Annotated in this window: 18 protein-coding genes; 14 read left to right on the top strand and 4 right to left on the bottom strand. The window is 53.8% G+C overall.

Annotation, left to right across the window (positions count from 1 at the left end; translation table 11 throughout):
• The 3 genes from BP727_RS08330 to BP727_RS08320 form a co-directional block, all read left to right on the top strand.
• The coding region (locus BP727_RS08330; RefSeq protein ID WP_286858273.1) for an SdrD B-like domain-containing protein at positions 1-360 on the top strand (360 nt) is incomplete at its 5' end.
• Positions 361-549: 189 nt separating this feature from the next.
• Positions 550-1,053 carry a hypothetical protein gene (locus tag BP727_RS08325; protein ID WP_013719250.1) on the top strand — a complete coding sequence of 168 codons (504 nt, stop codon included), beginning with the start codon at positions 550-552 and terminating at the stop codon, positions 1,051-1,053.
• A 53-nt stretch (positions 1,054-1,106) separates the two neighbouring features.
• Positions 1,107-2,231, top strand: a complete 1,125-nt coding sequence (locus BP727_RS08320; protein ID WP_013719251.1) for a geranylgeranyl reductase family protein — start codon at positions 1,107-1,109, stop codon at positions 2,229-2,231.
• Positions 2,232-2,246: 15 nt separating this feature from the next.
• On the opposite strand, the gene BP727_RS08315 is transcribed toward BP727_RS08320, so the two are convergent.
• Both BP727_RS08315 and BP727_RS08310 read right to left on the bottom strand, forming a co-directional pair.
• Positions 2,247-2,576, bottom strand: a complete 330-nt coding sequence (locus tag BP727_RS08315; protein WP_048132997.1) for a P-II family nitrogen regulator — start codon at positions 2,574-2,576, stop codon at positions 2,247-2,249.
• A gap of 15 nt (positions 2,577-2,591) precedes the next feature.
• Positions 2,592-3,800, bottom strand: a complete 1,209-nt coding sequence (locus tag BP727_RS08310) for an ammonium transporter (protein ID WP_013719253.1) — start codon at positions 3,798-3,800, stop codon at positions 2,592-2,594.
• Positions 3,801-4,072: 272 nt separating this feature from the next.
• Between BP727_RS08310 and BP727_RS08305 the strand changes: the two genes are divergently transcribed.
• The 9 genes from BP727_RS08305 to tfe all read left to right on the top strand — a co-directional run bounded on the left by BP727_RS08305 (position 4,073) and on the right by tfe (position 15,600).
• Positions 4,073-4,756, top strand: a complete 684-nt coding sequence (locus BP727_RS08305; RefSeq protein WP_273278048.1) for a hypothetical protein — start codon at positions 4,073-4,075, stop codon at positions 4,754-4,756.
• Positions 4,757-4,806: 50 nt separating this feature from the next.
• Complete coding sequence (locus tag BP727_RS08300) at positions 4,807-6,624, top strand: PINc/VapC family ATPase (protein WP_273278049.1); 1,818 nt, start codon at positions 4,807-4,809, stop codon at positions 6,622-6,624.
• On the top strand, positions 6,621-7,112 hold the full coding sequence (locus BP727_RS08295; protein ID WP_013719256.1) for a hypothetical protein: 492 nt from the start codon (positions 6,621-6,623) through the stop codon (positions 7,110-7,112). The genes BP727_RS08300 and BP727_RS08295 overlap by 4 nt, the downstream gene beginning before the upstream one ends.
• A gap of 170 nt (positions 7,113-7,282) precedes the next feature.
• Positions 7,283-7,978, top strand: a complete 696-nt coding sequence (locus BP727_RS08290) for a hypothetical protein (protein ID WP_286858267.1) — start codon at positions 7,283-7,285, stop codon at positions 7,976-7,978.
• A 133-nt stretch (positions 7,979-8,111) separates the two neighbouring features.
• Complete coding sequence (gene mutS / locus BP727_RS08285) at positions 8,112-10,745, top strand: DNA mismatch repair protein MutS (RefSeq protein ID WP_273278050.1); 2,634 nt, start codon at positions 8,112-8,114, stop codon at positions 10,743-10,745.
• A 3-nt stretch (positions 10,746-10,748) separates the two neighbouring features.
• Positions 10,749-12,464 (top strand): DNA mismatch repair endonuclease MutL, encoded by a 1,716-nt coding sequence (gene mutL / locus BP727_RS08280; protein ID WP_273278051.1) that lies wholly within the window; start codon positions 10,749-10,751, stop codon positions 12,462-12,464.
• Between the two features lie 42 nt (positions 12,465-12,506).
• A complete protein-coding gene (locus tag BP727_RS08275; RefSeq protein WP_013719260.1) occupies positions 12,507-13,829 on the top strand; it encodes an AIR synthase-related protein in 1,323 nt (440 codons plus the stop codon).
• A gap of 366 nt (positions 13,830-14,195) precedes the next feature.
• Positions 14,196-14,585: a hypothetical protein gene (locus BP727_RS08270; RefSeq protein WP_013719261.1), complete on the top strand. Its 390-nt coding sequence runs from the start codon at positions 14,196-14,198 to the stop codon at positions 14,583-14,585.
• 517 nt (positions 14,586-15,102) lie between these two features.
• Positions 15,103-15,600 carry a transcription factor E gene (tfe, locus tag BP727_RS08265; RefSeq protein WP_013719262.1) on the top strand — a complete coding sequence of 166 codons (498 nt, stop codon included), beginning with the start codon at positions 15,103-15,105 and terminating at the stop codon, positions 15,598-15,600.
• Positions 15,601-15,664: 64 nt separating this feature from the next.
• Here tfe and BP727_RS08260 read toward each other — a convergent pair whose 3' ends face one another.
• Complete coding sequence (locus tag BP727_RS08260; protein WP_013719263.1) at positions 15,665-16,066, bottom strand: hypothetical protein; 402 nt, start codon at positions 16,064-16,066, stop codon at positions 15,665-15,667.
• Positions 16,063-16,368 carry a DUF2551 domain-containing protein gene (locus BP727_RS08255; RefSeq protein WP_286858262.1) on the bottom strand — a complete coding sequence of 102 codons (306 nt, stop codon included), beginning with the start codon at positions 16,366-16,368 and terminating at the stop codon, positions 16,063-16,065. The genes BP727_RS08260 and BP727_RS08255 overlap by 4 nt, the downstream gene beginning before the upstream one ends.
• Positions 16,369-16,574: 206 nt before the next feature.
• Between BP727_RS08255 and BP727_RS08250 the strand changes: the two genes are divergently transcribed.
• Positions 16,575-17,018: a transposase gene (locus BP727_RS08250; protein WP_287490224.1), complete on the top strand. Its 444-nt coding sequence runs from the start codon at positions 16,575-16,577 to the stop codon at positions 17,016-17,018.
• A gap of 119 nt (positions 17,019-17,137) precedes the next feature.
• Complete coding sequence (locus BP727_RS08245; protein WP_013719265.1) at positions 17,138-17,515, top strand: LIM domain-containing protein; 378 nt, start codon at positions 17,138-17,140, stop codon at positions 17,513-17,515.
• Positions 17,516-17,639 lie beyond the last annotated feature (124 nt).

Here is a 17,639-nt window from a genome sequence, read left to right as displayed (position 1 = left end):
GAGACGGTAGCTCTGAATGAGACCGCCGCAACTGATGCCGTCGCTGAAGCGGTACGGGGATACACCATTGAGGGCGTTGTATTCGAGGATCTGGACGGAAATGGGGTAATGAATGTCAACGAATCTGGCCTTGCCAATTGGACAGTCAACCTGGAGCAACCTGAGGGTGTGATTATCACGAGCGTCAACACCTCAGCAGACGGAAAGTTCATCTTCCTCAACCAGCTTCCTGGTGTATATACAATCAAAGAGGTCCTTCAAGCAGGCTGGACGCTTATCTCACCCGCTGATGGCAAGTTCACCGCAGAGGTCATAAACGAGAGCGTGACCCACCTGGAGTTCGCCAATAACCAATCCTGAGCCGCCTTAGCCTATTCAAGGGCCGCATCACCCCAAGATCAGTGGTCTGGGCTGTCTGCCAGACCCTTTTCTTTTTTTCAGTCCACTGGCAGGAATCCCTATGGTCAGGTTGAAGATTTCTCGGCGTTCAACCAAAAATCTTTCATAGATTGGGCAAAAGATATAATCACAGACTAGTGGGGGAAGATCATGAGAATAAGAGTTGCACTTGCATTTATAGCGCTGCTCCTGATGATAATGGGTCCAGCGGCTGCCATAGGCATGAGCAGCGGTAGTGGCTGCGTTGCGAGAAACGCTCTGGAGGCCTATTGCGTTAACCATGGAGGATGTCCTAAAGACGGAAACTGCTATTTCCCGGACGGCGGTTATTGCGATCTGGAGTCCTTCTACCGGGGAACCTGTCCTGGCAAAGAGTATTATGAGGATGCCCTTTGGATGTTGGAGGCCTATGCTTTCCTTTATGGGGATTTCACACCATATGGACAATACTATGTGCCGGGCACGGGATATTCCTATTATGCCAATCCTTATGCTAATCAGCTCTCCAATCCCTACTGGAATAGCGATCTGGGCAGCTCCTATTACTGGCCGGTTTATGCCCAAGGATACGGCACAGGTTATGGCACTGATTACGGCGCAGGTTATGGTACTGGATACGGCCCCGCCTATGGCAAAGGATACAGCACATCCTAAGTCGATATCACTCCGTATTTAGAGGCATTCGCTTCAAAGGGAGACGATTATTTGTGTTTGACCTAGTTGTGGTGGGCGCTGGGCCGGCTGGCTCGACTGCTGCTCGGATAGCAGCCGGAATGGGCCTTAAGGTCTTAATCCTGGAAAAGGAAAAGTTTCCCCGCTACAAGCCCTGCGGGGGCGCTCTATCGGAGAGGGCGACCTCCTGGCTGGACCTTCGCCTTCCCGAGGCCGTATGCGAGAAGGCCATAACCGGAGCTCGGATCCACTACCACGAATGGGTTCAAGACAAGGTCAAGGCCTACAGACTCAGTACTCTGATCAACCGGAGCGCCTTTGACCAGTTCCTCCTTCAGAAGGCAATCGAGACAGGAGCCAGTGTCTCATTCTCTCGTGTTCTGAACTACAGCAGCAAAGAGGATCATGTATCCGTTCAGACAGATGATCAGATCTATAGATCACGATTTTTGATCGTTGCCTCCGGCTGCCAGGATTCTTTAAGAAGCCGGATATCGGGAAAGGCCTCAAGAGATGATATCGGGGTCTGTCTGGTAACAGAGATCGAGGCGGATGATAGGGATATTGAGGCCAGACTGGGCAGCTTTCTTGATATTCATTTCGGGATAGCAGGCGGAGGCTATGGCTGGATCTTCCCTCACCGTGGATACTACTCCGTGGGCATAGGGGGCCTGGCATCCCAGCTTCGCCATCCCCGCATGATAATGAAAGGCTTCCTTGAGAACAACGGCTTTGACCGGGATCAGATAATTCATGGCCACACCATACCGCAAGGAGGAAAGAAGAAGAGGATCTCCCTGGGCAGGGTGCTCTTGACGGGGGACGCAGCCAGCCTGGTGGATTCCTTCTCTGGTGAGGGCATCTATTATGCTTTGCGTTCGGGAGAGATGGCGGCAAGGGCGATAGGAGAGGAGAAAGAGAGAGATGTTGCCCGGCTCTATGAGAAGAGATGCAACAAGGAGCTTGGCGAGGAACTCAGATATGCCTTGATCCTATCCCAGGCCATGCACCGCCATCCCAAAGCCTTCTCCTGGATGCTGGAACGGCATAATGAGGTATTAGACAGGTATATTGAGATTGCTGCTGCCAAAAGGTCTTATAAGGATTTTGTGCGCTGGCTGGTGCCCAGGCTGCCCATGGGGATCTTGTCCGCCCGTTGAACCTATAAAAAAATGTCAGGTGAAGACCTCACCTGTCCTCACTTTAACCGATCTTTCCACCGGGCTTACGAAGATCCGGCCGTCCCCGAACTTGCCGGTTCGAGCAGCATCGCAGATGGCCTTCAGCACTGGATCGACAGATTCGTCAGCTACGTAAAGCTCCAGCTTGAGCTTGGTTAAGAGGTCGACATCCATTGTGCCTCCCCGGTACTGGAGCTTGATTCCTTTCTGCTCACCTCTGCCCTGGATCTCAGTGGTGGTCAGGGCGACCACGCCTATCTCCTCCAGAGCCTCTTTGACCCTCTCCAGCCTCTCCGGTCGTACTATTGCCTCGATCTTTTTCATTATCATTCACCGCCTTCAGGCATAGGCCTTCTCCCCATGCTGGGATATATCCAGGCCCACATACTCTTCGTCCTCAGTCACGCGCAAGCCCATGAACGAGTCCACCAGCTTGGCCAGGGCATATGTCACCACAAAGGCATAGACCACCGATATGCCAGCGGCCATGATCTGCACAGCGAACTGATTGAAGTTGCCCTGCAATAGGCCGGTGTAGCTGTTGACTGCGGAGGTGGCGAATATGCCCGTGGCCACCGCTCCCCACAGGCCGCCCATGCCGTGAACCGCCCAGGCGTCGCAGCTCTCGTCCAGCCCCCGGCTCACCCGGAAGAGGAGGGACATATAGCAGAGGACCCCGGCCACCGCTCCGATTACCAGGGCTCCAAGCACGTCCACAAAGCCAGCGGCAGGGGTTATGGCCACCAGGCCGGCTATGCCGCCGCTCACCATTCCCAGGGCGCTGGGCTTGCCCTTCAGCCAGCTGGAGAGGAGCCAGGTCAGAGCACCGGCAGCAGCGGAGGTATTGGTCACCACCAGGGCAGAGGCAGCAAGGCCGTTCGCTCCCAGAGCGGAGCCGGCATTGAAGCCAAACCAGCCAAACCACAGCAGTCCGGCGCCCAGCATGGCCATGGGGATATTATGGGGCTCCATGACATAGGAGCCGAAGCCCACCCTCTTTCCAATCACCATCGCTATGGCCAGGGCGGAGAAGCCGGAGCTTATATGGACCACCGTCCCACCGGCAAAGTCCAGGGCTCCCATCTGAGCCAGCCAGCCACCTGCCCAGACCCAGTGGGCCAGGGGATCATAGACCAGGGTGGTCCAGAGCAGAGCGAGCACGATGAAGGAGCCAAGGCGCACCCTCTCCGCCACCGCTGAGGTGAGGATGGCCAAGGTCACCGCAGCGAAGACCATCTGGAAGGCGACGTAGAGCAGATGGGGCAGATTTCCCGCCAGTGGCGCTTCGCCCAGGCCTATGCCATTCAAGGCAAGGTAATCCAGAGCACCTATTGCTCCGCCTATATCCTGGCCAAATGAGAGGCTGTAGCCCAGGAAAACCCACTGAAGGCTGGCCAGGGCAAAGGCCAGGAAGGAGAGGCCAATCATCGATACCACAGTCTTCTTGCGCACCAGGCCGCCATAGAATAGGCCTACCCCCGGGGTCATGAGCATGACCATGGCGGTTGAGACCAAGACCCAGGCTGTGTCTCCGCTGTCTATTGGCATATTTGTATCACCTGCACCATAGCTGGCAGACTGCACCGGCCTCTAGCCATGCAGCATTGTGAGGACAATGCTCAATTGCACTCTGCCAGTTAGAGCTGTTTTTCAGGGGAATAAAAGGATATTTGATATTATTGCATAAATGATATGAAAATATCATACTGCAACTCATGGAGGCGATCTGCTATAAGGCTGCGGCAATCTATTTATCTGTGATACGCTTCTTTAATTAGGTTCACATGTCCAGGTTTGGACCTGGAAGGTGTTGGCAGCCTATGGACAACAAGTACGAGATACTCCAGGCAATCCGGGAGGCGAAGAAGCATCTCGGAGAAGGATCAGACTTTCGCATCGCTGATGTCATGGAGACAATGGAAGGCATCGCACCGTTTCTGGATAAAGAGGTCATAATTGGATTGAAATGCAAAAACTGCGATAGCTATGCACGAGGCTCATTTCCCCTGAGCAACGACTTTTGGGCGGTCGACGAAAATGAGCACTGCCATGAGAAGAAGACCTCTCTGAAGAACCTGAATGCCTTGAAGCTGGCCGGCTGCCATCAATACTCATGTCAGGAAAGGGAGGAGCTGATGAAGCTGGGCCAAGATATTCTGGATGAGGATCTCAGGCCTGGATTCAGCGATAGAAAGCTATATGATAGGAGCAAGTTCGCCAGCTACAGCGTAGACTTCCGCATGCTCTCCAATCCGGGAAATATCTGCATCGAGTTTGGGCATCTTACGGATGGAGGGTTCACCTGCAGCGATATCAGGCTTTACATCATAAAGAGGCTCGATCCGGGATTTGGAGAGGAGGCCTCTCGCAAGATATCTGAGGCTTTGAAGAATGGTCCCGTCATGGCGCTTGAGGCCAACCTGCAGATCAGAAGGCAGCTTGATATTGACTATGTCCTGGAGTGGATTGCCAAAAAGCGAAAGATGGATATAGTATATCTCTAGCTCTATTTTTGATTTAGACAATAATTGATAATTAAAGGATGTTTTCGACAATGGCGCAACCGCTAGTGCCAGATACCAGCGTGGTAATAGATGGCAGAGTCTCTGCCAGGATCAAGTCTGGAGAGCTCCAGGGCAGGAGAATTGTAGTGCCCGAGGCTGTGGTGGCGGAGCTGGAAGCCCAGGCCAACCACGGCCGAGAGATCGGCCTGAAGGGATTGGAGGAGCTGAGAAAGCTCTCTGAGCTGGCTAAAGCCGGCAGGATCGAGCTGGAGTATGTAGGAATAAGGCCGAACCTGGATCAGATCAAGCTCGCCGGTGGTGGGGAGATCGATGCTATGATCAGGGATGTTGCCCTGGAGCTGGGCGCCTCCTTCCTCACCAGCGATCAGGTTCAATCCCGGGTGGCAGAGGCGATGGGGCTGGATGTGGAGTACGTCCGTCCCCAAAGGGAGGCGATCAAGCCTCTGTCCCTGGAGAGATACTTCACCGAGGATACCCTATCCATTCACCTCAAGGAGAGCGCAATACCCATGGCCAAGAGGGGCCATGTAGGGGACTTCTCCCTGGTCCGGCTGGGCGAAAGGCCCTCATCGGAGAGGGAGCTGAGGGACCTATCCCGGGAGATATACGAACGGGCTAAAGCCGATCCAGATGGCTATGTGGAGATGGAAAAGATCGGGGCAGCGATAATCCAGATTGGGCCGATGAGAATCGCCATCGCCAAGCCGCCGTTCTCCGACGGCCTGGAGATCACCGCCGTTCGGCCGGTGGCCAAGGTGAGCTTTGACTCCTACCGCCATAGCAGCATGCTCAAAACCCGCCTCAAGGAAGGGCAGAGGGGAATTCTAATCGCCGGTCCGCCAGGGTCGGGCAAGTCCACCTTCGCAGCCGGATTGGCCGAATACCTTCTGGACTGCAACTATGTGGTCAAGACTCTTGAATCTCCTCGCGATCTGCAGGTTCCCCCGGAGATCACCCAGTACAGCCCTCTGGAGGGGAGCATGGAGGCATCGGCAGATATACTGCTCCTGGTCAGGCCCGACTATACCATCTACGATGAGGTCAGGAAGACACGCGACTTCCAGGTCTTTGCCGATATGAGGCTTGCCGGGGTGGGCATGATCGGCGTGGTCCATGCCAACAAACCCATCGATTCCCTGCAGAGGCTCCTTGGCCGGGTAGAGCTGGGCATGATACCTCAGGTGGTGGACACCGTGGTCTTCATCGAGAGAGGGGAGGTCACGAAGGTTTTGGATGTGGAGTTTGTGGTCAAGGTTCCCTCGGGAATGGTGGAGGCTGATTTAGCCCGGCCGGTGATAGTGGTCAAGGACTTCGAGAGCGGCCAGGCGGAGTACGAGGTGTACTCCTACGGAGAGGAGATCGTGGTGATGCCCGTCACCAGAGAGGAGAGAAAGCCCTCCTGGAATCTGGCCAGCAGGGAGATTGAGAAGGAGATCTCTCATCATGTACGTGGCCCCTTCAAGGTGGAGATGCTCACCGACTCCAGCGCAGTGATCCATGTACCTCAAGAGGATGCTGCGAGGGTGATCGGCAAGGCGGGAAAGAACATCGACCAGATCGAGAGGAGCCTGGGGATGCATATCGATGTCCGGGCAAGGGACGAGCCCTCTGTTCCTGAGCCGAGGATGGAGGAGACGGCAAAGCATATCATCCTCTGGCTGGACGGCATGGCCGGTGAGTCAGTCGATGTCTCTGTAGGGGATGAGCCCGCCTTCACCGCCACTGTGGGCCGAAGAGGAGATATCCGCATAGCCAAATCCTCGGAGATGGCCAAGAGGATCATAAAGAAGATGAAAAAGGGTGAGAGTATAGAGGTGCATAGGTCGGGATCGGAATGGAATGGATGAGATATCCAGTCAGCATCCTCATCCTCCTCTTCCTGGCAGCGGTGCTCACTCTTAACGCCAGCGCCCAGGATCCCGAACCCTGGCAGGACCAGAGAGGCAATGCCACCCCTGTTCTGATGGGAAAGAATGTAGAGGAAGCAGAAGTAGGCCAGGAGGCTACCGGGCTAAAATCCCGGCTCTTGAGCCCCATGGTCCGATGGGAGCTGGATCTGAAAGATAGCCTTGATAGGAGTGTGGAAATGGAGATGTACCAATCGAACGATGCCCTATTCGGCAAGGGCAGGATCATGGCGGACGGAATAGAGCAGAACGTCTCTGCCAGCGGTATAATCTCAGGAAACAAGCTGGATCTGGACATCCTCTCAGAAGACCTCTCGCTATTCCGCCTTTCCCTTACCATGAACGGGAAATCCATTTATGGGGACTATCATGTCCATAGTGCCAGATTTATTACCGAGAAGGGCATAGCTATGGGAAAGATTGAATAGATCGAAAAAATACGTTCTTTGTCGTATAACCATTAAGCTTATCAACTATAAAGCTCATGCCGGATCTGAATGGAGTGCCCCGGATAGCACACAGCGGGCTTAGATCCGTCCGAGATTAAATACCCAGCATCCAGATCCATTCATGAAGATCAAATATAGGTCGAGATGCCATGAGATTCAAATTGTCAATTGCATTATTCATGTTCTTCATTGCCTTTCTGGCAGTGACTGCTCTATCTGCCGATTGGACCAACCAGCAGTATCTGAGCGCTGATGAGCTGATAAGCGGCGAAGAAAAGACCTCTAAAGCTCCCACAACCCCGCAACAATCCAGAGCGCTTCGAGAGAACGAGAGCTCAATGGACTGGAGCATGCCGAAGACTCTGAGCGATACCTCAAAGGACCCCAAGGCCTCCCGAGCTGAGGCCGAGGCGGCGAGTATAGGGGCGGAGAACGAGAGTGCATCCACCGTGGACAACGCCACCTCTGAGGAGAATGCCACCGCTATGGCAGAGACTACAGAGCTTCCTCCGGCCGAGGTCGCGCTGCCCTCTTTGGGAGGAAGCTGGTCATTTGCCCTGAACGACAGCCTCCAGAGGAGCATGGCTTTGACCCTATTCCAGAAGGATGATCAGCTCTTGGGCGCGGGGAAGATGAGGGTGGAAAACAGCACCATCGATGCAACAGTATCGGGACAGGTCTACGGAAATGGAACCGCGAGGCTGGATATCATCACCATAAACCCCATTGATCTTTATATGTTTTATCTCAATCTGAACGGTGAAATGGCCAGCGGAGACTACGACGCTCTCTCTGCCAGCGGAAAGTCCTGGACAGGAGACTTTGAGGGAGTGAAGACAGCATAACTGAGGGGAGATAACGATGCCGAAAGTTCGGCATCCTCTCACTACTCTTCTTTCCCCACCTTTCTGTCTTCCGTTCGCAATCTCTTTGCTCAACCAAAGCCTTTTTTGGCAGACAGAAGATCAATAGATCACAATGCCCCCAGTTAAGCTCTCTCCCCTGATGGAGCAGTACTACCAGAATAAGAAGCTCTATCCAGATGCTCTGCTCTTATTTCGGGTGGGCGACTTTTACGAGACCTTTGCCGACGATGCAGTCATCGTTGCCCGCGATCTGAACATCACCCTCACCTCCCGGCAGAAAGACGACCAGGGAGAGAAGATCCCTCTGGCAGGGGTCCCTTATCATTCCCTCGATGCCTACCTCGCCCGGCTCATCCGGGCGGGGCATAAGGTGGCCATCTGCGACCAGGTGGAGGACCCCAAACTTGCCCGGGGTCTGGTGAAAAGAGCCATCACCCGGGTGGTGACCCCGGGAACGATAATCGAGCCCTCCATGCTGGACGAGTCCAGCAACAACTTCCTGGCGGCGATAGTGAAGGGGGATGAGAATGTGGGCCTTGCCTTTGTGGACGTTTCCACTGGCGAGTTTCTGACCACGGAGGTTCCACATAACCGCCTCTACTCCGAGCTGGCCCGTTTCCGGCCGGCGGAGTGCTTGTCTGCCTTTTCCCTCCACTGGGAGGGCACAAGCCTGCAGATCCTGGAGGAGCCCTGCTTCTCCGCGGAGAGAGCAGAGGCCGCCCTGGCCGACCGCTACGGACCGGACTGGAAGGAGAGGCTCCGGCTGGAGGGAAGGGGTTTATCCCAGAGAGCCTGCGGAGCAGTCCTCTCCTATCTGAACGCTTCTCGCTTCGACCTTCTGGGTCACTTGAAGGATGTTCAGATCTACTCGGGATCGGATTATATGGTTCTGGATGAGGTCACAGTGCGAAACCTGGAGATCACCAGAAACATCCGCGACCGCTCTCGCAGGGGCACCTTGCTGGAGTTCCTGGACCAGACTAGAACGGCCATGGGGGCGAGAACCCTTGCCCGCTGGCTGCAAATGCCCCTGCAGAGCGAGCAGGCAATAGCCCGCAGGCTGGATGGAGTAGAGGAGCTTGCCAGCAAATCCCTGCTGCACCGCAGCCTGGCTGAGGAGCTCAAGGGCACCTCTGACCTGGAGAGGCTTTTAAGCCGGATATCATGCAAATCCGCCAGCCCTAAAGAGCTGTCCGTCCTGAAGAGCACTCTGGAGATGCTGCCCCGTCTGCAGGAGATCCTCATGGATGATCAGTCCTCGGCTCAAAGCTCATATCTGCAGGATCTTTCAAGCAGGCTCTCTCCCCTGGATGATATCGTCTCCCTGATAGAGAGATCGATAATGGAGGATCCGCCCGTCCATGTTCGGGATGGGGGGGTGATCAGGGAGGGCTACGATCCGGAGATAGACCAGCTCCGGGAGCTCTTGAGGGACGGCAGAGGCTGGATCAGCCGCCTGGAGGGTTCGGAGAAGGAGAGGACGGGCATCAAATCCCTCAAAATCGCCTTTAACAATGTCTTCGGCTACTATATCGAGGTCTCGCGGGCAAACCTGCACCTGGTTCCCCAGAATTATATTCGCAAGCAGACCCTGGCCAATGGGGAGAGATTTGTGACCCCAGAGCTCAAGGATATGGAGTCTCGAGTCCTCTCCGCCCAGGAGAGGTCGGTATCTTTAGAGCAGGAGCTGTTTTATAAGGTGCGGGATCTAGTCGCCAGAAAGGCGGGAGCCATCCAGGAGAGGGCCACGGCACTGGCAGAGCTCGATGTTCTGATCTCCTTGGCCACCTCCGCTAAGGAGAACAATATGATCCGGCCGGAGTTCAATCAAGAGGGAAGAATCTCGATTCGCAGCAGCCGCCACCCGGTGCTGGATAAGGCGATGCGAGGCGCCTTTGTGCCCAATGACGTCCTATTGGACACAGATCGCAACCGTCTGATAATCCTCACCGGCCCGAACATGGCGGGCAAATCCACCTTCATGCGCCAGATAGCCCTGACGGCGATCATGGCCCAGACCGGGTCCTTTGTGCCTGCTGCCTATGCCTCCCTCTCACTGGTGGACCAGGTTTTCACCCGGGTGGGGGCATATGACGACCTGTCCGCAGGACAGAGCACGTTCATGGTGGAGATGACTGAGATCGCCCACATCCTCACTTCTGCCACCAGAAAGAGCCTGGTTCTCCTGGATGAGGTGGGCCGGGGGACAAGCACCTTCGACGGCCTGTCCCTGGCCTGGGCCATATCCGAGTACCTGCATGAGAGCATCAAATGCAAGTCCGTCTTCGCCACCCACTACCATCAGCTCACTGATCTGGAGAGCATCCTCTCCGGAGTGAGAAACTACAGCATTGCCGTAAAGGAGGATAAGGGTACGATCACCTTCCTGCGAACGGTGGTCCCGGGGGCGACGGACAAGAGCTATGGAGTGCATGTCGCCCGCCTGGCCGGGGTTCCCAGGACGGTGACAAAGAGGGCAGACCAGATCTTGAGAGAGATAGAAAAGGAGGCCCTTATGCAGCCGGGATCGGGCGGGAGAAGTCAGAGGAGATCTTCTCGCTACACCCAGCTCATATTCTTCGATGGCAATGAGGACGGGAATACGGCCGGGGAAGTGGAGAGGGATAAGAAGGATCCCATCTTAGAGGAGATCGAATCACTGGACCTGGACATGATGACCCCCAGGGAGGCTTTGGACCGCCTCGCCCAATATCAGCGGATGCAAAGGGAGAGAGAGGAAGGATAAGAGATGAAGAGGATCAGGGCCCTGGATGAGGAGACGGTAAATAAGATCGCTGCCGGTGAGGTGATCGAGAGGCCTGCTTCGGTGGTAAAGGAGCTGGTGGAAAACTCCATTGATGCCGGTGCCCATAAGGTGTTGATCGAGGTCCGAGATGGCGGAAAGAGCTTCATCAAGGTGACAGATGATGGCAGCGGCATAGATCCGGACGACCTCCCCCTAGCCTTCCAAAAGCATACCACCTCCAAGATCTCCGGGGCTCAGGACCTGGAAACGATCGGCACGTTGGGATTTCGGGGCGAGGCCCTGGCCAGCATCGCCAGCGTCTCGGAAGCGGTCGAGGTGCGGACCAAGACCAGGGATGCTCTATCTGGCAGCTATCTTCGCATAGAGAACGGAAAGGTGGCGGAGACAAAGGAGGTGGGCAGCCCTGTGGGTACATCGATCGTCGTCTGGAATCTCTTTTCTAATGTCCCGGCAAGGAGAAAACACCTCAAGGGAAGGGAGGCGGAGCTGGTCCATATCATCGATGTCATCACCGAGCTGGCCATCATCCACTACGATATCGCTTTTGAGCTATTTTCAGGCAGCCGCACTCACTTCAAATCGGCAAGATCCAATTCCTGGGACGACATCCTCTCCCGCATCTTCGGATTGAAGGCGGTGGCAGGTATGGCCCCTCTGCAGGCATCCGGCCGGGGCTGGAGAATAGAGGGTATGATCGGCGATGCCTTCAACCTTAGGGCCAGCCCGGACAGGATATTCATCTTCGTCAATGGCAGGGCAGTCTCCTCCCGGCCCATGGCCGGGGCTTTGCGAGAGGCCTACAGAAACATCATCCCTCCGGGAAAGAGCCCCATCGCCGTCCTCTCCTTAGAGATAAGCCCGGATCTGGTGGACGTGAACGTCCATCCGGCTAAAAGGGAGATCCGGTTGCTCCATGAGAATGAGATCTGCTCTGCGGTCACCCAGGAAGCTGCCCTTACCCTCTCTTCTTATGCCAAGAGCGTAGCCTCCGAACGCTTGAAGCCCAGCGATCAGATCACCGCCTCGGAGGAGACCTTGGCCCAGAATGCTATGCAGAGTACTCTTCCCCTGGATGTAGAGGAGGATACCGCTTTGGACCAAGCCCTGCCGGAAAGGGAGAAAAGATCAAGCCTGAAGATCCTGGGCCAGATCAAGAGGCTCTACATTGTGGCGGAGAGCGATCAAGGGCTGGTTCTTATCGATCAGCATGCTGCTGCAGAGCGCATTCGTTTTGAGGGGCTGGAAGAGCGATATCGGGAAGGGTTGATCCGCCAGGAGCTGGCCTGTCCGGTGACGATCGAGCTTATGGCCAGCGAGGAGATCATGCTCTCCTCCTGGAAGGAGGTCTTGGATGATATCGGCTTTGAGATCTCATCCTTTGGAGGGAGGTCCTACAGCGTCCGGTCCGTTCCAGCACTCGGCCAGAGGACCGAGAGCGCAGAATCGGTACATGACGTCTTAAAGGAGCTGTTTTTGCGGGGAAAGCCGGGGCCGGACTCGAGCCGCCGGGATGAGGTCCTCAAGCTTTTGGCCTGCCGGGGCTCCATAAAATCGGGAAAGGAGCTCACCCTAAAAGAGATGGAGCAGCTGCTGCATGATCTGCAGGAATGCAGCAACCCCACAACCTGTCCCCACGGCAGGCCGGTGATGGTCATCCTGGACCAGAGCCAGCTGGAGAGGCTATTTGGCAGAAGATAATCAGGAGATGATAATATCTATGGGGAGGTCAAATGACCTCTCATGGATCTGGAAGGATTTGCCAAGCGAGGTTTGAGGAGACGGGACCGGTCGATAAAGTCCAAGCTCATCGATCTGATCAGAGAGGTAAAGGAGATCCCAAGCGATCGGGCTGCTACCCTGGCGGAAGCGGTCTTGACGGAGGCGGAAGCGACCCTTGATCCCCGGGGGGAGGTCTTCACTCTTGAGAGCGTGGGGGTCAGCATGGGCGACTTTGGGGTGGGCTCACGTGGCTCAGGCGACTTTTATACCCACACCAAGATCGCCGAGGTCATCGGCCGCACAGAAGCAGTTGTTGACTCCCGCCAGCTGGACGACTCGGGTGTGGTCCAGGCGGGGGGCAAATACATAACGGTGACCGTGGACGGCATGCACTCCCGACTGAGCGATTATCCGTTTTTGGCCGGATTTCATGTAACCCGAGCGGCCTTGCGCGATGTCTATGTCATGGGAGCCAAGCCGGTGGCCCTTCTCTCGGATGTTCATCTGGCCGATGATGGGGATGTCTCCAAGCTATTCGACCATATCGCAGGCATTGCCACGGTCTCGGAATTGATCGGCGTTCCTCTCATCACCGGGAGCACCCTGCGCATCGGTGGGGACATGGTTATCGGGGACCGACTAACCGGGTGCGTGGGGGCGGTTGGCGTCTCGGATAATCTCACCGCCAGAAAGAGCGCCCGGCCTGGAGATGTGATCATGATGACCGAGGGAGCGGGAGGGGGAACGATCTGCTCTGCTGCTCTGTACTATAACCGGCATGAGGTGGTGGATGAAACCCTGAACATCAAGTTCCTGGAGGCAAGCGAGGCGCTGCTTAAAGTTAATGCTCGGATCCATGCTATGACCGATGTGACCAACGGGGGCATCCGGGGCGACGCCAAGGAGATCTCCTATACTGCCGGGGTGAGGCTTGTCTTTGAGGAGGAGAGGATGCGCAAGCTGGTCAACCCCCGGGTGCTGGAGATGCTCAATGAGCTGAAAATCGACTATCTCGGGGTGTCCATCGATGCCCTGCTCATCATCGCCCCACCGGAGGAGGCGGAGGCGATCGCAGCCGCCATCCGGGATGTGGGGGTGAAGGTGGACGAGATCGGCAGGGTTGAGGAAGGAGAGGGAGCGTATCTGGATATCGAAGGCAAGCGGTCCGACTTCTCCCCCCGCTTCCGAGAGGCGGCCTACACTCCCATAAAAAAGGCGATCGGCCAGGAGGCGGTGCGGGATGTGGCGGAGATGACCAGGAAGGTGGATTTGGCAGCCCAAAATGCTGTGCAGAAGAAGAAGAGGTTTGTGGAGAGGATAAGGGGGGGCCAGAAAGGATTCTGAACAAATGGTAGGCTACCCGCGATTTGTTATGGGTGAATTTGAATCGGAAATTCTCCGTGTCTCTGTGACTCTGTGATAAACCGCTATGCTCTAACCCAACCACACAGTCACAGAGTAGCAGGGGCCATATTCTCTGCCTGAACTCACCCACATAATTCAACGAAGAGCCAAATAGTATTTCCAGCAGATGTGCTCAGGCGGAGCCGACAGGGAGGCGAACTTAAGAAAATTTTTATAAAGCTATTTATCTGTATAGCCTTTGCCACATGTAATAATAATAGTAAAAATTTATTGACATTAATAAACTATTTATATCATAAGCTCTCTCAATTATTACAAGGGAAAAAAATTAGGGAGGAGATAGCAATGAAAGAATCATTTGTAATGAGATTTGACGAGAGAGATATCGAGGTCGTAGAGACTCTGAAAAGCCTGGGAGTGCCAAGGAAGGTATCCAATATGATCGCATTCCTGGCCAGCGGCACAGAGGCTACCTCACGCGAGATAGAGAGGGGCTCAGATCTGCGCCAGCCGGAGGTGAGCATCGCCCTTCGTACCTTGCGCAAGAATAACTGGATCGAAGAGAAGATGTGCAGGAGCGATGGGACAGGAAGGCCGATGAAGGTCTATCGCCTCAAGACTCCCATCGAAGAGATCCTGCAGCATTACGAGCAACAAAAGATGAATGAGGCAAATCAGGCATTGCAGTCCATCCAGAGGCTGAAGTCCCTCTTCAGCGAAGCTGAATCGATATGAGATGATATAAATTCTAATTTTTTTTTAAAAAATTTTTAATACACGATCTTCAAATCTGTAACATCCAATCGTATATTATTAAATTAATATTCTTATTATTTCTCATTTTTAAAAAATAATAAATTGGATCATAATTATCTAAATGTTTCTGAGAGGAACGCATGTGAAAATACAATATTTATAAATACTTGATTTTATTTTATGGATGTCGGTTATCGTCATCACATATTCGCAGATGATCAACTGGAAGAGATCTTCGTATATCCGACCGATTCATTAAAATCCCTGAAACTATGTATGATACATTTTCACGATGGGGATATATAGAAGGAGGTTCCTATATTAATCAAATGTATCAGGGACCGATGCATTCCAATTTCCAGGGAGAAGTATGCAGGAACATGAGAGGCAGCAATTGGATCAGCCGTATCCCGAAGGGCCAAGAGTCGGATCGGATGCGGCTTTAGGGGTCGGCAATAATCCTATATCACACAGCTCACACCATGGTAGTGATTCATTGGCGGTCATTGAGGAAGTTATCCACAGGGCTTATTTAAACAAGCTTGTTGGTGAAGAGGGTCTTAGAATTGTAGAATGCATTCCAGAAGAGGAGATAACCGATGAGCGACTGGCTGAGCTCACTGGAATCAGCCTGAACACAGTAAGGCGTACTCTCTATCTGCTTTATGAGCACAGGCTTGCCATATACAGGCGGAAGCGAGATCCCGATTCCGGTTGGCTCACATACCTTTGGCAGCTCTGTCCGGAGAACTTCGATAAAGCCCTGCAGTCGGAGGCCAAAAGGCTGTTGCGAAAGCTGGAAGAGAGGCTAGCCTATGAGAAGGAGAACATCTTTTATGCCTGCACGGAGGGCTGTGCCAGGTTCATATTCGACGAAGCAAGCGATGCCAACTTCGTCTGCCCCTTCTGTCAGGGTAGCCTGGAGTATATGGAGAACGCAAAAGTGGTAGAGGCCATAGAAAGGCAGATCACGGATTTAAAGGCCTGCGTATGAGCCTTTCCCATGAACCCGGGGCTTGGAATACCGGCTAAGGGCGGTTTCCATTGGAGTTTCAAAGCTACAGGTTCTCCAGATTATTGCCCAGAACCGCCGTCCACCACCACCGGGCCATATCCATCAGATCTCGGCTGAATATGCCCGAGAGTCTGTACTCCCCGCCCTTATTGGTGATCATTCCCGCACCCAGCAGCTTGTTTCTCATGGCATAAAAGGCAGACCGGCTCACTTTTAGTTCGACCAAAAGCTCCCTCCATTCACTGGCCTTCAATGGATCTCCTCTCTTCTGCCTTTCCTCAACAATGACCAGGAATTTCTGCCCCCTCTCTGCGGTTGCCTCCTCCTGGAAAAGGCGCAGCATCAGCTCATGGTATGGATCTCGAGATCGGCTGATTGCATACTCCGATTTGGAGCGGACCTTTAATGTAGTGGCAGTCCTTGGGGCCTTGAGCACATTGGTCATAAGCTAGCCAGTACTGCTCTGGCTATATCTGCATATTCATCTTTCAGGGCATAGGTTATGGGCGTACGATACGATTTCTTGTTCATGTGCAATATCCCCAAGCGGGAGCCTATGTAGCCGGTCATGGAGGCCACAACCTTCCTGGATACGTTGACCTCCTTGCTCACCTCTTCATGAAGAGATAAAACGGTAAACTCCTGAGACTGGACCATGGACTCGAGAACTACCCTCCTCAGACCATCGCTATCCAGATCGAGGAAATTCATCATTCTGCCCTGTATCTCAGATCGCTGCGATTTCATGGAACCTCCCTCCATACCACTCCCTTACATTGCTAATACTTTAGTAATATTTATTATATATATACCTTACTAATATGAATCCAGAATATATGCTATCCTTATGCTTTTGGCAAAGGATTAGGCTATCAGGATGGGTGAGATCCATTCATAATCCTTGCATCCGATCAGACTCACCGCTATTTGTTTAACTTGTAGGATTGCGAAGGATGAAAGCGGAGTCCCTTGCCATGATCAGTCTGAAAGAGAAAGGCCATAATATTGGTATGCATCGCAGCATCCGTGATGCATCCTGGTCAAAGTTCATATTCATGCTTTTCTCCTGGACTTCGTACAGGGGAGCAGCTGACGGAGTCCGCTGCACGTACAAGGCTAAAAGTGCTGCTCGAAATTTGATAAAAGTAGATACCAGAGATACCACTCAAAGGTGTTCTGCTTGTGGAAGCATCGTAAAGAAAGATCTGTCGGTACGAGTGCATGAGTGCCCCTATTGCGGATTTTCATGTGATCGAGACTACAATGCTTCCAGGAACATACTCTTCGCAGGGATGGAACAGCCCCTAACGCCCATAGAACCAAAACCGCAACATCACATATCAGTGATGCAAGTTTTGGCGATGGAGTGGGAAGCTGCGCCCTTCAGGACGCGGTAGTTCACTCAATACGAGATCGTCTATGTTCTGGATTCAGGCAAGCGGATGGTTTTTGGTCCCCCGTCTGGAAGGATGATGACTTAAACCATGAGGTGCAATAAGGCTACCAGGTGGATTGAATGTCTGATTGCATAAGGTGCCAGAAGTGCGGCAAAGATGTGCCGGAGGATGAGGTCTTCGCGACAGAGGGCAAGACCTTCTGCGAGGACTGTTACATCGATGTCAACAACAGGATCCGGGTCTGCGATCCCTGGGGCGAGAGGTCGAAGAAGATATACCGGGAGAGCCACGGCCTGGAAGGGACGGACGGGCTAACCGATCAGCAAAAGGAGATCTACGAGTACATCCAGTCTCAGGGCAAGGCCACCATGGCCGATATAGGAAAGAGGTTCAACCTATCGGAAGCCGAGCTCAACAATCAGTTCGCCATCCTCAGACACTGTCAGCTCCTCAAGGGGAAGAAAGAGGGAGATTCTGTCTATATCGTGCCCTGGTAGAGCTGCCGATGCCAGCACTTCCTCTACCTCCATCACATAAACACAGGCTGGAAGCCCCGCTCTTCAGGGCGGGGAGGAAAGCCGTAAGTAGCCCACCAAAGCCTTTATATCACTTAGTGACTAT

It is taken from the genome of Methanosaeta sp. UBA356 (genome assembly GCF_002496465.1).
Taxonomy (GTDB): Archaea; Halobacteriota; Methanosarcinia; order Methanotrichales; family Methanotrichaceae; genus Methanothrix; species Methanothrix soehngenii.
This window is presented reverse-complemented; position numbering and strand designations above follow the sequence as displayed.